We start from the raw sequence: 15,392 nt of genomic DNA, 5'->3' as shown, positions 1-15,392 counted from the left end.
GTGGGCGCGTAACCTTGGGGTCATACGTGCGCCACTGGGCTTACGGCCCGTGTCCAGGCGTACCGACAATTCCCCCGACCCCGTGCGAGCCGGCTGCGCCTGCCCGCACGGGACGACGGGGTTCAGCGTCAGCAACGCGAGGAGACGGTGCAGTGAGCGGGATCACGACGTCGGGTGAGAAGAAACTCAAGCTCTTCTCCGGCCGTGCCCACCCGGAACTGGCGAGGGAGGTGGCCGAGGCGCTCGGGACCGAGCTCGTCCCGACCAAGGCCCTGGACTTCGCCAACGGCGAGATCTACGTCCGCTTCCTGGACTCGGCCCGCGGCGCGGACTGCTTCGTGATGCAGAGCCACACGGCTCCCATCAACCAGTGGATCATGGAACAGCTGATCATGATCGATGCGCTGAAGCGGGCCTCCGCCAAGAGCATCACCGCGATCCTGCCGTTCTACGGGTACGCCCGCCAGGACAAGAAGCACCTGGGCCGCGAGCCCATCTCGGCGCGCCTGGTCGCCGACCTGCTGCGCCAGGCGGGCGCCGACCGGCTGATGGCCGTGGACCTGCACACCGCGCAGATCCAGGGCTTCTTCGACGGCCCGGTGGACCACCTGTTCGCGCTGCCGATGCTGGCGGACTACGTGGGCGGGAGGGTGGACCGCTCCAAGCTGACCATCGTGTCGCCGGACGCCGGCCGGGTGAAGGTGGCCGACCAGTGGTGCGACCGGCTGGACGCGCCGCTGGCGATCATCCACAAGCGCCGCGACATGACCCAGGCCAACACCATCCTGTCGGCCGAGGTCGTCGGTGACGTCAAGGACCGGGTCTGCGTCCTGGTCGACGACATGATCGACACCGCCGGCACGATCTGCGCCGCGGCCGACGCGCTGTTCGACAACGGTGCGGCGGACGTCCTGGTGGCGGCCACCCACGGCGTGCTCTCCGGCCCGGCCGCGGACCGGCTGAAGAACTCGCGGGTGAGCGAGTTCGTGTTCACCAACACGCTGCCGACCCCGGCGCAGATCCAGCTGGACAAGATCACCACGCTGTCCATCGCCCCCTCGATCGCGGCCGCGATCCGCGAGGTGTTCGAGGAGGGTTCGGTCACGAGCCTCTTCGAGGGCGTGCACTGACGAAGCCCGACGGCGGCGGCCCCGGTCCGGATCGGACCGGGGCCGCCGCCGATTTCACGGGAGACCGTTCATGCGGTTAGACTCGTGAAACTGCTCGGCGAGGGATGCCGTGCGCCTGCTTGCCGGGTGCCCGCTCCGTGATCGACGCGCTGCCGGTGTCGGATTTCCGTCCGTCGGCAGAGGCCGTTACCGCCGAGTGACCCCCGAACGTACTGAGGGTGTGGCCCCGGCGGTTTTTCGCGTTGCCTGCACCCCCGCGCCAGTCTTCCCGAGGAGTGCAGTCGTGTCCGAGATCCGCATCGCCGCTGAGACCCGTTCCGAGTTCGGCAAGGGTGCCGCCCGTCGCGCCCGCCGTGCCGGCTTCGTCCCCGGTGTCGTCTACGGCCACGGCCACGCCCCGGTTCACCTGAACCTGCCGAGCCACGACCTGATGATGGCGCTCAAGACCCCGAACGCCCTGCTGGTCGTGCCGATCGAGGGCAAGGACGAGTACGTGCTGCCCAAGGCCGTGCAGCGCGAGGCCATCAAGCGCACCATCGAGCACGTCGACCTGCTGCTGGTCAAGCGCGGCGAGAAGGTCACCGTCGAGATCCCGGTCCTCACCGAGGGCGAGCTGGCCCCCGGCGGCAACCTGCTGGAGCACGTCCTGAACGCGCTGCCGATCGAGGCCGAGGCCACCCACCTGCCCGAGTCGGTCACCGTCTCGGTCGAGGGCCTGGAGTCCGGTGCCTCCGTCCTCGCCAAGGACATCGCCCTGCCGGCCGGCGTCACCCTGGCCGTCGACGCCGACGCCGTCGTGCTGCAGGTCATCGGCGCCCAGGCCGCCCCGGCCGAGGACGAGGCCGCCGAGGCCGAGGGCACCGAGGCCTGAGCCTCGCCCCACCAGCTGTGACCGCTGCCCCGGTCGCTCCCCTCGGAGCGGCCGGGGCAGCGGTGTGTCCGGGAAGATGACGTAGAGCGCGCACAGGAGGAGAGAGGGCATGGCGGACGAGTACGAGGGCCCCTGGCTGGTGGTGGGGCTGGGCAACCCGGGCGAGCAGTACGCCCGGAACCGGCACAACATCGGGTTCATGGTGGTGGACCTGCTGGCGCAGCGGATGGGCGCGAAGTTCAAGGCGCACAAGAGCCGGGCGCAGGTGGCCGAAGGGCGGCTGTCCGGCCGCCGGGTGGTGCTGGCCAAGCCGATGTCGTTCATGAACCTCTCCGGCGGCCCGGTGACGGCGCTGCGGGACTTCTACAAGGCGCCGGCCTCGGCGCTGGTCGCCGTCCACGACGAGCTGGACATCGACTACGCGGCACTGCGCCTCAAGCTGGGCGGCGGGGACAACGGCCACAACGGACTGAAGTCGATCACCAAGTCGCTGGGGCCGGACTACTACCGGGTGCGGTGCGGGATCGGCCGGCCGCCGGGCCGGATGGAGGTCGCGGACTTCGTGCTGAAGGACTTCTCCGGCGCCGAGCGCAAGGAACTGGAGTGGTTCGTGGACCGCTCGGCGGACGCGGTGGAGGCGCTGCTGTCCGAGGGGCTGGAGCGGGCGCAGGGCACCTACAACTCCTGACGCTCCATCAAGTCCGGGAGTGGTGTTACGCAACAGTCGTACAACGCTTGACGGTCCAAACCTGAATCCGTGTGAGAACCCTGTGCGGGATCGGATAGCGTCGGCCTGGTACGCGAACGAGTCCTGGGGAGTTCTCGATGCGGGGTTTTCGTCCGGTCCGCCGACTGCGGCGGCTCCGGGTGGTCCGACTGAAGCAGTTCGGACGGCGGGTCGGCACGGCCGGTGCGCTGGGGGCGGCCGGGGTGCTGCTCTCGGGCGGCGCGGTGGCGCACGCGGACGCGGTGGCCGAGCCGGATCCGGGCGTCTCCGCGGATCCCGCGGCGGCGCAGTTCGGGCCGCTGCTCGGTGAATCGATGGGCACGGACGCCGGGCTGCTGGCGGTCGGCGGCGGCCTGGTGGTCGCGGCCGGCGGCGCCGCGCTGTGGCTGAAGCGCCGGCGCGCGGGCGAGCCGGGCGAGTAGGCCGGGTGCGGGCCCTGGCCGCCCGCGCGGTGACACGACACCGGGCCGGTGCCCACGGGCACCGGCCCTTTCGCGTGCCCCGAGCCCTTCCGGTACGGGACGGGGCCGCCGCCCACCCCGGAGGGCGGACGGCGGCCCCGTCCCGTACGCGCGGTGGCGTCAGCCGGTGTTGCGCAGGCCGGCGGCGATGCCGTTGACGGTCAGCAGCAGCGCGCGGGCGCGCAGCGGGTCCTCGTGGCGGCCGGTGGCGACCTCCTCGCGCTGGCGGCGCAGCAGCGCGACCTGGAGGTAGGAGATCGGGTCGAGGTAGGCGTCGCGGACGGTGAAGGTCTGCTTGAGCACCGGGTTGTGCTCCAGCAGTTCGCCCTCGCCGGTGAGCCGGAGCACCTCGCGCAGGGTGAGGTCGTGCTCGGCGACGATCTGGTCGAAGACGTGGTGCAGGTCGGCGGGCACCAGCTGCTCGACGTAGTGGCGGGCGATCCGCAGGTCGGTCTTGGCCAGCGTCATGGCGACGTTGGACAGGAAGTTGCGGAAGAAGTGCCACTGGCCGTGCATCTCGTCGAGCACGCCGCCGAGGCCGGCCGCGCGGGCGGCGGCGAGGCCGGAGCCGACGCCGTACCAGCCGGGGACGATCTGGCGGGACTGGGTCCAGCCGAAGACCCACGGGATGGCCCGCAGGCCGTCGAGGCCGGCGCCGGAGTCGGGGCGGCGGGACGGGCGGGAGCCCAGGTGCAGCGAGGCGAGCTGGTCGACCGGGGTGGCGGCGAAGAAGTACTTCGGCAGGTCGTCCTGCTCGACCAGGGCGCGGTAGGCGGTGTGGGCGGCCGCGGAGACCTGGTCCATCGCGGCGTCCCAGCGGGCCAGTTCCTCGGGGGCCTGGCGCGGGGCGGTGTGCAGCGCGGAGGCGGAGAGGGTGGCGGAGATGGTCAGCTCCAGGTTCTCCCGGGCGAGGGAGGGGAGCAGGTACTTGTCGGAGATGACCTCGCCCTGCTCGGTGACCTTGATCTCGCCCTCCAGGGTGCCCCAGGGCTGGGCCAGGATGGCCTCGTGGGAGGGGCCGCCGCCGCGGCCGACGGTGCCGCCGCGGCCGTGGAACAGGCGCAGCCGGATGCCGTAGCGGTGGGCGACGTCGCGCAGCCGGCGCTGGGCGCGGTGGATCTCCCACTGGGAGGTGGTGATGCCGCCGAACTTGGAGGAGTCGGAGTAGCCGAGCATGACCTCCTGGACGTCGCCGCGCAGCGAGACGAGCAGCCGGTAGGAGGGGTCGGACAGCATCTCGTCGAGGATGAGGTCGGCCTTCTGGAGTTCCTCGGTGGTCTCCAGCAGCGGCACGATGCCGATCTTGGCGATGCCGCCGTGCAGGTCGATCAGGCCGGCCTCGCGGGCCAGGACGGTGGCGGCGAAGACGTCGTCGGCGCCCTGGCACATGGAGATGATGTAGCTCTCGACGATCTCGTCGCCGAAGCGCTCGAAGCCCTCGCGGATGGTGTTGAAGACGCCGAGGGTCTTGGTGCCGGCGGCGTCCAGCGGGGCCGGGGTGGGGGCGAGCGGGCGGCGCGAGCGGAGCTCCTTGGCGAGCAGCTTCTGCCGGTACTCGCGGGGCATGTCGGCGTAGCGCCAGGCCTCCTCGCCGAGGCGGTCGAAGAGCTGGCCGAGGGCGTGGTGGTGGGCCTCGGCGTGCTCGCGGACGTCCATGGTGGCGAGCTGGAGGCCGAAGGCCTCGATGGTGCGGATGGCGCGGGCGAGGCGGCCGTCGGCGATCAGCTCGCCGCGGTGGGAGCGCAGGGAGTCCTGGATGAGCCGCAGGTCGGTGATCAGCTCGCGGGTGCCGAGGTAGTCGCGGCCCTCGACGTGCGGGGTGCCCTGGGCGAGCCGCTCGCGGGTGTTCTCCAGCTTGAGCCGGACGCAGGTGGCCTTGAGGCGGTAGGGCTCCTCGGCGTTCATCCGCTTGTAGCGGGGGCTGAGCTCGGGGAGCTGGTGCAGGTCGGTGTTGAGCGAGGCGAGCAGTTCGACCGAGGCGCCGGCCAGCCGCTCGGAGGTGGAGAGGGTGCTGCGCAGGTCGTCGACGGCGGCCAGGGCGTCCTTGATGCCGTACTCGTGCTGGAGGTTGAGGACGTCCCAGGTGACCTGCGGGGTCACGTTGGGGTTGCCGTCGCGGTCGCCGCCGATCCAGGTGCCGAAGGTGAGCGGGCGGACGCCGTCGGGCAGGGTCAGGCCGACCCGGCCGAGCTCCTCGTGCAGCTCCTCCAGGACCTGGGGGACGGCGTCGCGGTAGAGCTCGTCCAGGTAGTAGACGGCGTTGCGGGCCTCGTCGGTGGGCTCGGGGCGGGCGATGCGCAGCTCGTCGGTCTGCCAGAGCAGGTCGATGACCTCGGCGAGGCGGCGGTCGGCCTGGCGGCGGGCGCTGCTGGTGCGGGCCGGGTCGGCCTGGGAGAGGCCGGCGGCGATCTCCTCGCGGTGGATGCGGTCGAGGAGTTCGCCGATGCGGCGCAGCTTGTTGAGGACGCTGCGGCGGGCGGCCTCGGTGGGGTGGGCGGTGAAGACCGGGCGGACCGCGAGGTGGGCCAGGGTGTTCTCGAGGTGCTTGGGGTCCGCCTCGGCGAGCTGGTCGGCGGTCTGGGCGAGCAGCGAGCCCTCCCGGGCGCGGCGGGTGGCGAACTCGCGGCCGCGGTGCACCTGTTCGGTGACGTTGGCGAGGTGGAAGTAGGTGGAGAAGGCCCGGACCAGCTTGGCGGCGGTGTCCAGGTCGATGTCGGAGAGGAGTTCGGCGGTGGCCTCGCCGTCGGTGCGGCTGAGCAGGCGGACCTGTTCGACCAGGCCCAGCAGCTGGGGGCCTTCCTGGCGGACGAGCGTCTCGCCGAGCAGGTCGCCGAGGCGGCGGATGTCCGCCCGCAGGGCCGCGTTGTCGGCAACTGGGCCGGTGGCGTGGACATTGGGGCTGTCCGCCGGGGTGGGGACCGGAGCGGTCACGGCTGGCTCCCTGTGGTGGTGGGGTTCGGCAACGGCTCATCGTCACAGGTCCGCCCGCGTGTGGCGGGTGTGACGCGTGCGGACCGCGCTGTCCGACGCGACCAGCATAGGTGTCGGGGCGGTCGCTGTCCGCGAGGTGGCCGGATGGCGGACAGTGACGCCGCTGGCCGCATGTGGTCTGGACCACTTGGGGGTCCGGCGAGGTGTCGGGGGCAATCCCGGTGGGGAGGGGAGGGGGTTGCCGCTTAGGCTGTCGGCCATGAGCAAGTCGCCTGGGGAGCGCGCGCCGGTCCGGTCGTTCTGGTGGTGGGAGCGGCCGCGCAGCGCCTTCCTGGACATCGGGCTGGCGGTGCTCGCCGCGCTGGAGTGCGCGCTCAGCACGATCGCCTTCCTCTTCGGCCGGGTGCACCTGGGCGCCGCCGGGCTGGCCGGCATCTCGTTGCTCGGCGTGGTGGCGGGCGGGTCGCTGGTGCTGCGCCGCCGCTGGCCGGCCGTACCGGTGCTGGTGACCCTGGTGGCGATGCCGGGGATGCTCGGCGTCCTGCTGCTGGTGGTGTCGCTGTACACGCTGGCGGCGACCTGGGAGTGGCCCACCCGGCGCTGGCGGGTGGTGGCGCTGTCCGCACTGGCCTTCGCCGAGACCGTCGCCGTGATGATGGTGTCGATGCTGACGCCCGGCGACACGGCGGTGGAGCAGCCGCCGCTCTGGGGCCAGGTGCTGATCTCGGTGCTGGTCTCCGTCGGCCTGACCGTCCCGCCGGTGGTCACCGGACTGTACGTGGGCGCGCGGCGGCGGCTGATCGACTCGCTCAAGGACCGCGCGCACGGCCTGGAGACCGAACTGGACCTGCTGGCCGAGCAGGCCCAGGAGCGTGCCCGCCGGGCCCGGCTGGAGGAGCGCACCCGGATCGCCCGGGAGATGCACGACGTGGTGGCGCACCGGGTGTCCCTGATGGTGGTGCACGCCGGGGCGCTGGAGCGGATCGTCGCCAAGGACCCGGAGAAGGCCGCGCAGAGCGCCAAGCTGATGGGCGAGGTCGGGCGGCAGGCGCTGAACGAGCTGCGGGAGATCCTCGGCGTGCTGCGGATGGACGACGAGCGCCAGCCGGAGCCGGACTCGCTGGCCGGGCTGCCCCGGCTGGTCGACCAGTCCAGGGCGGCCGGCATGGCGGTGACGCTGACCGTCAGCGGCAGCCGGCAGGAGTTCACCGGCGAGGCCGAGCAGACCGCCTACCGGGTCGTCCAGGAGGGTCTGACCAACGCGCACAAGCACGCGGGCGGCGCACAGGTGTCCGTCCTGCTCGCGTACGCGCCCAACGGGGTGCGGGTGAGCGTGGTGAACGCCTGCCCGGGCGGCGGCGGGGGCGCGGCGAAGCTGCCCAGCGGCGGCAACGGGCTGGTCGGGATGCGGGAGCGGGTGATCGCGCTGGGCGGCACCTTCTCCTCCGGGCCGGAGGCGGACGGCGGGTTCCGGGTCGAGGCGGTGCTGCCGTCCCGGCTGGCGGTCCGGGCCGAACGGCTGCGGTGACGCGCCGCCGGGCCCGGTCCGAAGATCAGACCCGGGCGCGCGTCGGCGGAGCGCCCCGGGCCGCCGTCAGGTCCCGTCGGCGGTGCGCAGCCGCTCCGGGGCGGTGCCCAGGACCAGGGTGGTGACGGCCTGGTCGATGCCGTGCCCGAGGAACCACTCGCCGGTGTGGTCCAGGCTGTAGACCCGGCCCTCCTCGTCGACGGCCAGCAGCGCCTGCCCGTACGCCTCCTCGCCGAGCGGGGCGAGCTGGGTGCCCAGGGCGCGGCCGAGGTCGAGCAGGGTGCGCGGCTGGTGCAGCCCGCACAGCGGGTCGATCAGGAACGGGGTGCGGGCCAGCTGGCGGCCCGGGCCGGCCAGGTCGAAGGCGAGGCCGCCGAACTCGGCCCAGGCCTCCACCGCCGCCGGGAACACCGCGTGCCGCAGGCCGGACGGCCCGCCGTACCCGACCAGGGCGTCGGCCCACTCCTCGGCCTGCCGTATCTGCCAGCGGCCGGGGTGCCAGCCGGCCGCCTTGAGCTCGGCGGCGACGTCGGCGGGGAAGCGCGGGCGGGCCCGCCCGGCGGGGGCGGCGGACAGGGTGGCCGGCGGTGGCGGGGGCGGGCTGGGCGGGTTCAGGGCGGACTCCAGGGCTCGGGGACAGGGGGCGTACGAGGGCGCGGTCAGCGCGCGGGCGGCCCGACGGCGACGCTCTGCACGGTGAAGTGCTCCAGCATCGGCGCGCAGGAACGGCACGGCGGGGCGTGGGTGCCGTGCGCCGGGTCGCCCTCCTCCCGGATGCGAACGGTCGTCATCCGCGAGCCCTTGAGCGCCTTGCGGGCCTCGTGCAGGGTCATCGGCTTGCGGGCGGCGCGCTTGGAGCGCCGGCCGTCGACCGCGGCCAGGTGCTGGGAGAGCAGGACGGCCTCCGGGCAGCGGCCGGTGAACCGCTCGCGCGCCTCGACGGGCAGCGTGTCCAGGAACTCGCCGACCAACGGGTGCAGGACCGGCCGTCGGGCGTCCTTGTCCCCGGCCAGGGTGTGCACCTCGCCGCCCTTGAGCGACAGCGCGGCGGCGACGGCGGGCAGCAGGCTGTCGCGGTGGTGGCGCAGCACGGGCGGGCCCGCGGGCTCACCGGTGGTCATGCGTCGTCCTCCTCCTCTGTTCCCGCTGACGGAAGGACCGGTGGGACGGTCCGGGGCAAGCCTGTCAAACGACACCGACATCCGCACAACCGGGGTGCGAGGGCGGACGAACGACCGTGCGGGACCGGCCGGGCCGTCACCCGATCCTCGCCGGACCGGGGCCGGATCCGCACACCGTCGTCACGACTTGTCCGCCGATTTCCCGAAACCACCCCCGGGCCGGGGGCACGGCCGGTACCGTTCCGGCAGCGAGGCCGAAGGGGATCCGGCCGACCGCCCGCGGACGCGCGGACGGGGCCGGACCCGGTGCCCGCGCCGGACGTTGGGGCCGCCGGGGTGGGCCCGCGCCCGCCCCGGCGGCGGAGCGAAGGGGCTCGTGGATGACGTCGGAGCAGCCCGGTCGGAACGGACCACGGCAGCGCTCGGGAGTCTGGGACGCGCAGGCCGCCAACCAGGCGCCCGGCGGGCACGTGCCCACGCCGGGCGAACCGCCCCGGCCGGCGCCGGAACGCCCGGTGGGCCTCGCCGTGGTCGGGGCCGGCTACTGGGGCCCGAAGCTGGTCCGCAACGCGCAGGACACCCCGGCGCTGCGGCTGCACTGGCTGTGCGACCTGGACGAGGCCAAGGCCCGTACCGTGCTGGGGGAGTACAGCACCGTCCGGGCGACCGGCTCCTACCGGCGGGTGCTCGACGACGAGCGGGTCGGGGCGGTCGCGGTGGCCACGCCCGCGGCCGCGCACTACCGGCTGGTGCGGGCCGCCCTGGAGGCCGGCAAGCACGTGCTGGTGGAGAAGCCGATCACCACCTCCGCCGCCGAGGCCGCCGAACTGGTCGACCTGGCCGAGCGCAGCGGGCTGGTGCTGATGTGCGACCACACCTTCTGCTACACCCCGGTGGTGCGCCGGATCCGCGAGCTGGTGCACGGCGGCGAGATCGGCGACATCCAGTTCTTCGACTCGGTGCGGATCAACCTCGGCCTGGTGCAGCCCGACGTGGACGTGCTGTGGGACCTCGCCCCGCACGACCTGTCGATCCTCGACTTCGTGCTGCCGCCCGGCGTCGAACCGGTCGGGGTGTCCGCCCAGGGCGCCGACCCGATCGGCGCCGGCCGGGCCTGCGTGGCGTACCTGACGGTCCGGCTGAGCAACGGCGCGCTGGCCCACTGCCACGTCAACTGGCTCTCCCCGACGAAGGTCCGCACCACGCTGATCGGCGGCTCCCGGCGCACCCTGGTCTGGGACGACCTCAACCCGCAGGCCCGGCTGGCCGTGCACGACCGCGGCGTCGACCTCACCCCGCCCGACCAGCTGACCGACGCGATCCGGCACCGGGCGCTGATCTCCTACCGGGTCGGCGAGATGGTCGCGCCCGCGCTGGTCGAGCAGGAGGCGCTGCGCAACGTGATGGCCGAGTTCGCCGCCGCGATCACCGAGGGCCGGGCCCCGCTCACCGACGGCCGGGCCGGGGTGCGGGTGCTCCAGCTGTTGGAGGCGGCCTCGCTCAGCCTCGAACTCGGCGGCGCCACCGTCCCGGTGGGGTCCGGGGACCGGGCGGCCGCCCGGTGAGCGCCGACATCCCGCCGGTCGAACCGATCCCGCCGGCCGACCCGATCCCGCTGGTCGACCTGGCGGCCGCGCACGCCGAGGTCGCGGCCGAGGTCCGGGCCGGCTTCGACCGGGTGCTCGCCTCCGGCGGCTACGTCAAGGGCCCCGAAGTGGACGGCTTCGAGCGGGAGTACGCCGACTTCACCGGCGCCCGGCACTGCGTGGGCGCCGGCAACGGCACCGACGCCCTCGAACTCGCCCTGCGCGCCCTCGACCTGCCGCCCGGCGGCGGCGTCGTGCTGCCCGCCAACACCTTCGTCGCCACCGCCGAGGCCGTGCAGCGGGCCGGGCTGCGCCCGGTGCTGGTCGACGCCGACCCGGCGCACCTGCTGATCGACCCCGAGCGGGCCGTCGGGGCGCTGCCCGGCGCGGTCGCGCTGCTGCCCGTCCACCTGAACGGCCAGCTCGCCCCGATGGGGCCGCTGCTGGAACTGGCCGACGGGCGGCCGGTGGTGGAGGACGCGGCGCAGTCCCAGGGCGCCCGGCAGCACGGGCGCACCGGCTACGGGCGGATCGCGGCCACCAGCTTCTACCCGGGCAAGAACCTCGGCGGCTACGGCGACGCCGGGGCGGTGCTCACCGACGACGACGAACTCGCCGCCGCCGTCCGGCTGATCGGCGACCACGGCGCGCGCGAGAAGTACCGGCACGAGCGGTTCGGCTTCAACTCCCGGATGGACGCGCTGCAGGCCGTCGTGCTGCGGGCCAAGCTGCGCCGGCTGCCCGCCTGGAACGCCGCCCGCCGGGCCGCCGCCGCCCGCTACGACGCCCTGCTCGGCGCCCTCGACGGACTGACCCTGCCGCGCACCGCGCCCGGCAACGAGCACGTCTGGCACCTGTACGCGGTGCGGATCGGCCCCGGCCGGGACCGCGACGCCGTCCTCGCCGCGCTGCGCGCCGCCGGGATCGGCGCCGGGGTGCACTACCCCGTCCCGGTCCACCTCCAGCCCGCGTTCCGTCACCTCGGCCACCGCGCGGGGGCGTTCCCGGTCGCCGAACGGGCCGCCCGCGAACTGCTCAGCCTGCCGCTGCACCCGCACCTCACCGAGGCGCAGCAGACCAGGATCGCCGGGGTGCTGGCCGGGGCGCTCGGGCAGCGGCTCTGACGATTCCCCTTCTCCCGGGCGGGGGCCCGGGCCCGGAGACGACCCCCTACGCTGGTGTCCAGCAAGCGCTTCGAGAATTTGCAGCAGCCAGTGGGGGCTCCCAGATGACGACAGGTCGGCCCGGCGTCGCCGCCGCACCGAACGCGGCGTACGCAGGTCAGGTGGTGCAGTTCCCGGACCCGGTCCGCGCGGAGCGACACCCCGCCGGGGTCCGGGTGGACGAGTACGGCTACCCGGACTTCGGCCCGTACGCCGCCGCCGCGGCCGAGGTCGCCGACCCGCCGGACGGCTTCGGCGTGGACGAGCTGCGGCTGACCGACTACGTGTCGGCCAACGCCGCGCTGTTCACCCAGGGCCACCCGCTCTGGGCCGACCTGGACACCGCCGTCGCCACCCCGCCCGGCTGGACCTGGCACCACGCGGTCGGCCGGGCCGCCCCCGGCTGGCGGCGGATGGAGCTCGTCCCGGTGGAGGTCAAGGCGCTGCTGCGGCACCACGCCGGCCTGGCCACCTCCGCCGCCGACCACACCCGCCGCGGCACCCGCCCGCTGCAGGAGCGCCGGCCCGTGCACTTCTCGCTGGCCAAGGACGGCGGCGACCCGATCGGCGTCCCCGAGGACCTGGTGCAGCGCGCCGAGGAGCGCCTCGGCTACCGGCTGCCCGGCGCCTACCGCACCTTCCTCAAGCTGGGCGGCGGCCGCGCCCCGGTCGGGGTGGCGCTGGACCCCGAGCTCGGCATGCTGCTCGACCAGCCCTTCCTCACCCTCAGCGAGGAGTACGGCACCCAGGACGTCGTGTACGCCAACAAGTGCCTGCGCGACCACCTCACCAAGGACTACCTGGGCGTCGCCTACGTGCAGGGCGGCATCGTCGCGCTCAAGGTGCGCGGCGACCGGGTCGGCTCGGTCTGGTTCCACCTGTACGACGACGCCCGCGACACCGGTGCGCCGGAGGCCCCGGAGGACCGCTGCGCCCGGCTGCTGCTGCCCTGCGGCGAGGACTTCGACGCGTTCCTGCTGCGGCTGGCCGGCAGCCCGCCGGAGCTGGAGACGGTCGCGGAGCTGATGGTGGACGGCGGGTTCGCCCGGGCCGTCCCGGTGGACTGACGTGGCCGCGGCGGTGGAGCGAGCGGGGACGACGAGGATGGGGACAGGGGTGAACCGGGCGTGGTGACGTACGCGCAGGCGCAGGAGCTCGCCGAGGAGTGGATCAACGGAGGGGTGCCGCAGCCGCAGCAGCGCGAGGTACGGGTCCGGGAGTTCGACCTGGGCTTCGTCTGCTGGGCGGTGGCTCCCGGGGACGGGACGGCGGGGCCGTCGGGTGCGGGGGACGGGTCGGCCGGCGAGGCGCGACTGGTGATCGCCCGGGACTCCGGCGCGACCACGCTCTGGCCCGCGCTGCCCGTCAACGAGGTGGTCCGGCAGTACGAGGAGGCGTACGGGCGGCCGGTCGCGGCCAACCCGGCGGGGGCGGCGAAGCCCGCGCCCGGGCCGGTCGAGGCGACGTCCTTCCTGCTCAGCCCGCCGCAGTGGCTGCAGGAGGCGGGGGCCGCGGCGATCGCGGCGGAGGCGGAGCGGCTGGGGGGCCAGGGGGCTCCGGCTGCCGCTGCTCCGGCGGCTGCTGCTCAGGCGCCGGCTCCGGCTCCGGTTGCTCCGACGGCTCCGGTGGCCGAGCCGCCCGCGCCGGTCGCTGCGGCGCCCGCCGTGCCGGCCGCGCCCGCCGCGCCTGCCGGTCCTGCCGGTCCTGCTGGTTTCGCCGTCCCGCCGCAGGCCCCCGCGCCGGTGCCGTCGCCCGGGGCCGAGGCGGCCACCGTCCTGATGCCCGAGGGGCTGCGGACCACCGGCTCCGACCTGCCCGACGCGCCCGCGCCGGCCGGGGCCGAGGCCGCGACCGTGCTGATGCCGCCGGAGGGCGGCTACGGCATGCCGCCGGTCCCGCCGCCCGCCGCCGTCCCGCCGCCCACGCCGGTGTCCGCGCCCGTGCCGCCCGCGGCCGTCGAGCCGGCGCCGACGCTGCTCGCGTCGCCGGACGCCGTGCCGGGGCTGATGGGCCTGCCGGGTGCGCCGTCCGGGCCGCCCGGCGGGGTGGAGCAGACGCCGACCGTCCTGGCACCGCCCGCCGCCGCCCCGCAGCCGGCCGCGTCGGTGGATCACGCGCCGACCGTGCTCGCCGCGCCCGGCGGCCTGCCCGGCCTGGGCGGTCCGCCCGCTGCCCCGGCTCCCGCTGCCCCGGCTCCCGCTGCCCCGGCGCCGACTGCGCCGCCGCAGGCCGGGCTCGGCCGCAACCCGGCGTCGGCCCCGCCGCCGCCTCCTCCGGCCGCGTTGCGTGGTGGCGCGTCCGGTCCGGGCGCCGCGCACGGCGTCGTGCTCGGCCGCAGTCCGGCCTCCGCCCCGCCGCCGCCCCCGCCCGCCGGGCTGCGGCACACCCCGGGGGCCGGCGCGCCCGCCGCCGGCCCCGGCGGCCGCGCGGCCGGTTCGACCCCGCCGCCCCCGCCTCCGGCGGGCCTGCGCGGGGCCGTCGCCCCGTCGCCCGCCCCGGTGCCGCCGGCCGCGCCCGCCTCCGGCGCGGCGTACGAGGCGACCCAGCTGGCCGAGGCGGTCGACCCGGCGCTGCTGGGCGCCGTGCCGGCCGACCCGGGCACCCCGCCGTCCGGCGGCCCCGCCGTCCCGCCGCCGCCCGGCGGTCCGGCGGCCCCCGCCGCGCCCGCGGCCGGGTACGGCTACCCGAACGCGGGCGGTGCGGCCCCGGCCGTCCCGCCGGCGCCCGTGCCCGGCGTGCCGCAGGGCGCCGCCGTCCCGCCGGGGGTTCCGGCGGTCGGCCCCGGCTACTTCGCCGCGCTGAGCTACCGGGGCCCGGACGGCTCCGAGCAGAAGCTGTTGCACCGCAGCGAGCCCGGGACCCCGCACCCCGAGTGGAAGATCCTCCAGGACCTGCGGCGGCTGAACGTGCCGCCGGAGCAGGTGCTGGAGCTCTACACCGAGCTGGAGTCGTGCGACCTGCCGGGCGGCTACTGCAACCGCATGATCGCCGCGTCCTGGCCGAACGTCCGGCTCACCCACACCGCCGCCTACGGCCGCGACCACGCGTCCCGGCAGGCCGGCATGGCCGAGCTGCTCGACCACCTGGACGAGCTGCACCAGCTGGCCTCCGGGGCCCAGCGGGTCCGCCCGTCCCGGGTGCCGCTGCCCGCGCCGGGGACGGTCCAGCCGCTGCCGCCGCTCCCGCCGCAGCAGCTCGCCCAGGAGCTCGTGGCGGCCTTCGGCCAGAACGTGTTCCGCTACGAGCAGCGCGCGGTCTCCCGCCAGGGCGTGCCCGAGCCGGTGTCGCAGGCCCTGGTGTGGGCGGGGCTGCCGCGCGACTTCGGCCCGTTCTTCTGGGCGCAGGCGCAGGAGGGCCGGCCGATCCCGACGCTCGCCGAGCTGGCCGCCGAGCGCGGTCTGCCCGCGGCCCCGGACTTCGGCGGCTACCTGGTGCTCGGCAACGACTACGGCCGCCAGCTCTGCGTCCAGTACGGCACCGCGAACGTGGTCGCCGTGGACGTCGACGGAACCGGCCAGCCGCCCCGGTTCGTCAACACGGGTGTACCGGAGTTCGTCCGCGCGCTGGCCCTGCTGGGCCGGATGTGGCGGCTGCGGTACGGGCTGACCCCGGACCAGGCCGGTCGCTGGACGACCGACTTCCAGGCGCAGCTCGCCGCGATCGACCCGGCGGCCCTGCAGACGACGGACACGTGGTGGGCCGTGCTGCTGGAGCAGTTCTGGGACGGCCTGCTGTAGCGGGTCGTCGCGGATCCTCGCAGGTGGGGAGGGGTCGTTCCGGTGTTTGGGACGACCCCTCCGGCATGCCGTCCCGGCTGTGCCTCGTTGGGGTTTCGCCCAGATCTGCGCAAAATAGGTCAAGAGGATGGGTCTAT

Annotated in this window: 12 protein-coding genes; 9 read left to right on the top strand and 3 right to left on the bottom strand. The window is 75.1% G+C overall.

Annotation, left to right across the window (positions count from 1 at the left end; all coding sequences use genetic code 11):
• Nucleotides 1-152 precede the first annotated feature (152 nt).
• From OG556_RS14280 to OG556_RS14265, 4 genes are all read left to right on the top strand, one after another.
• Nucleotides 153-1,130 carry a ribose-phosphate diphosphokinase gene (locus OG556_RS14280; protein ID WP_350877737.1) on the top strand — a complete coding sequence of 326 codons (978 nt, stop codon included), beginning with the start codon at nucleotides 153-155 and terminating at the stop codon, nucleotides 1,128-1,130.
• A gap of 283 nt (nucleotides 1,131-1,413) precedes the next feature.
• On the top strand, nucleotides 1,414-2,001 hold the full coding sequence (locus tag OG556_RS14275; protein ID WP_363619228.1) for a 50S ribosomal protein L25/general stress protein Ctc: 588 nt from the start codon (nucleotides 1,414-1,416) through the stop codon (nucleotides 1,999-2,001).
• Between the two features lie 109 nt (nucleotides 2,002-2,110).
• Nucleotides 2,111-2,689, top strand: coding sequence for an aminoacyl-tRNA hydrolase (gene pth, locus OG556_RS14270; RefSeq protein WP_063348046.1), 579 nt, complete (start codon nucleotides 2,111-2,113; stop codon nucleotides 2,687-2,689).
• Nucleotides 2,690-2,826: 137 nt separating this feature from the next.
• A complete protein-coding gene (locus OG556_RS14265; RefSeq protein ID WP_371517362.1) occupies nucleotides 2,827-3,150 on the top strand; it encodes a hypothetical protein in 324 nt (107 codons plus the stop codon).
• A 159-nt stretch (nucleotides 3,151-3,309) separates the two neighbouring features.
• Here the strand turns inward: OG556_RS14265 and ppc are convergent, their stop codons facing one another.
• The gene (gene ppc / locus OG556_RS14260; RefSeq protein ID WP_371522702.1) at nucleotides 3,310-6,045 is read right to left on the bottom strand and encodes a phosphoenolpyruvate carboxylase; all 2,736 of its coding nucleotides are present in this window, start codon (nucleotides 6,043-6,045) and stop codon (nucleotides 3,310-3,312) included.
• Between the two features lie 334 nt (nucleotides 6,046-6,379).
• On the opposite strand from ppc, the gene OG556_RS14255 reads away from it, so the two are divergent.
• A complete protein-coding gene (locus tag OG556_RS14255) occupies nucleotides 6,380-7,648 on the top strand; it encodes a sensor histidine kinase (RefSeq protein WP_371517361.1) in 1,269 nt (422 codons plus the stop codon).
• Nucleotides 7,649-7,714: 66 nt separating this feature from the next.
• On the opposite strand, the gene OG556_RS14250 is transcribed toward OG556_RS14255, so the two are convergent.
• Together OG556_RS14250 and OG556_RS14245 are read right to left on the bottom strand one after the other, a co-directional pair.
• Nucleotides 7,715-8,224, bottom strand: coding sequence for an SUKH-3 domain-containing protein (locus OG556_RS14250; protein WP_371522700.1), 510 nt, complete (start codon nucleotides 8,222-8,224; stop codon nucleotides 7,715-7,717).
• An 83-nt stretch (nucleotides 8,225-8,307) separates the two neighbouring features.
• Nucleotides 8,308-8,769: a YwqJ-related putative deaminase gene (locus tag OG556_RS14245; RefSeq protein ID WP_371517360.1), complete on the bottom strand. Its 462-nt coding sequence runs from the start codon at nucleotides 8,767-8,769 to the stop codon at nucleotides 8,308-8,310.
• Nucleotides 8,770-9,149: 380 nt separating this feature from the next.
• Here OG556_RS14245 and OG556_RS14240 point away from each other — a divergent pair, with 380 nt between their 5' ends.
• From OG556_RS14240 to OG556_RS14225, 4 genes are all read left to right on the top strand, one after another.
• Nucleotides 9,150-10,334, top strand: a complete 1,185-nt coding sequence (locus OG556_RS14240) for a Gfo/Idh/MocA family protein (RefSeq protein ID WP_371517359.1) — start codon at nucleotides 9,150-9,152, stop codon at nucleotides 10,332-10,334.
• Nucleotides 10,331-11,479 carry a DegT/DnrJ/EryC1/StrS family aminotransferase gene (locus OG556_RS14235; protein WP_371517358.1) on the top strand — a complete coding sequence of 383 codons (1,149 nt, stop codon included), beginning with the start codon at nucleotides 10,331-10,333 and terminating at the stop codon, nucleotides 11,477-11,479. Before OG556_RS14240 ends, OG556_RS14235 begins: the two co-directional genes overlap by 4 nt.
• A gap of 104 nt (nucleotides 11,480-11,583) precedes the next feature.
• A complete protein-coding gene (locus OG556_RS14230) occupies nucleotides 11,584-12,585 on the top strand; it encodes an SMI1/KNR4 family protein (protein ID WP_371517357.1) in 1,002 nt (333 codons plus the stop codon).
• 60 nt (nucleotides 12,586-12,645) lie between these two features.
• Nucleotides 12,646-15,255, top strand: a complete 2,610-nt coding sequence (locus tag OG556_RS14225) for an SUKH-4 family immunity protein (RefSeq protein WP_371517356.1) — start codon at nucleotides 12,646-12,648, stop codon at nucleotides 15,253-15,255.
• The last annotated feature ends 137 nt before the right edge of the window (nucleotides 15,256-15,392 follow it).

The organism is Kitasatospora sp. NBC_01300 (assembly GCF_041435235.1).
GTDB lineage: Bacteria > Actinomycetota > Actinomycetes > Streptomycetales > Streptomycetaceae > Kitasatospora.
This window is presented reverse-complemented; position numbering and strand designations above follow the sequence as displayed.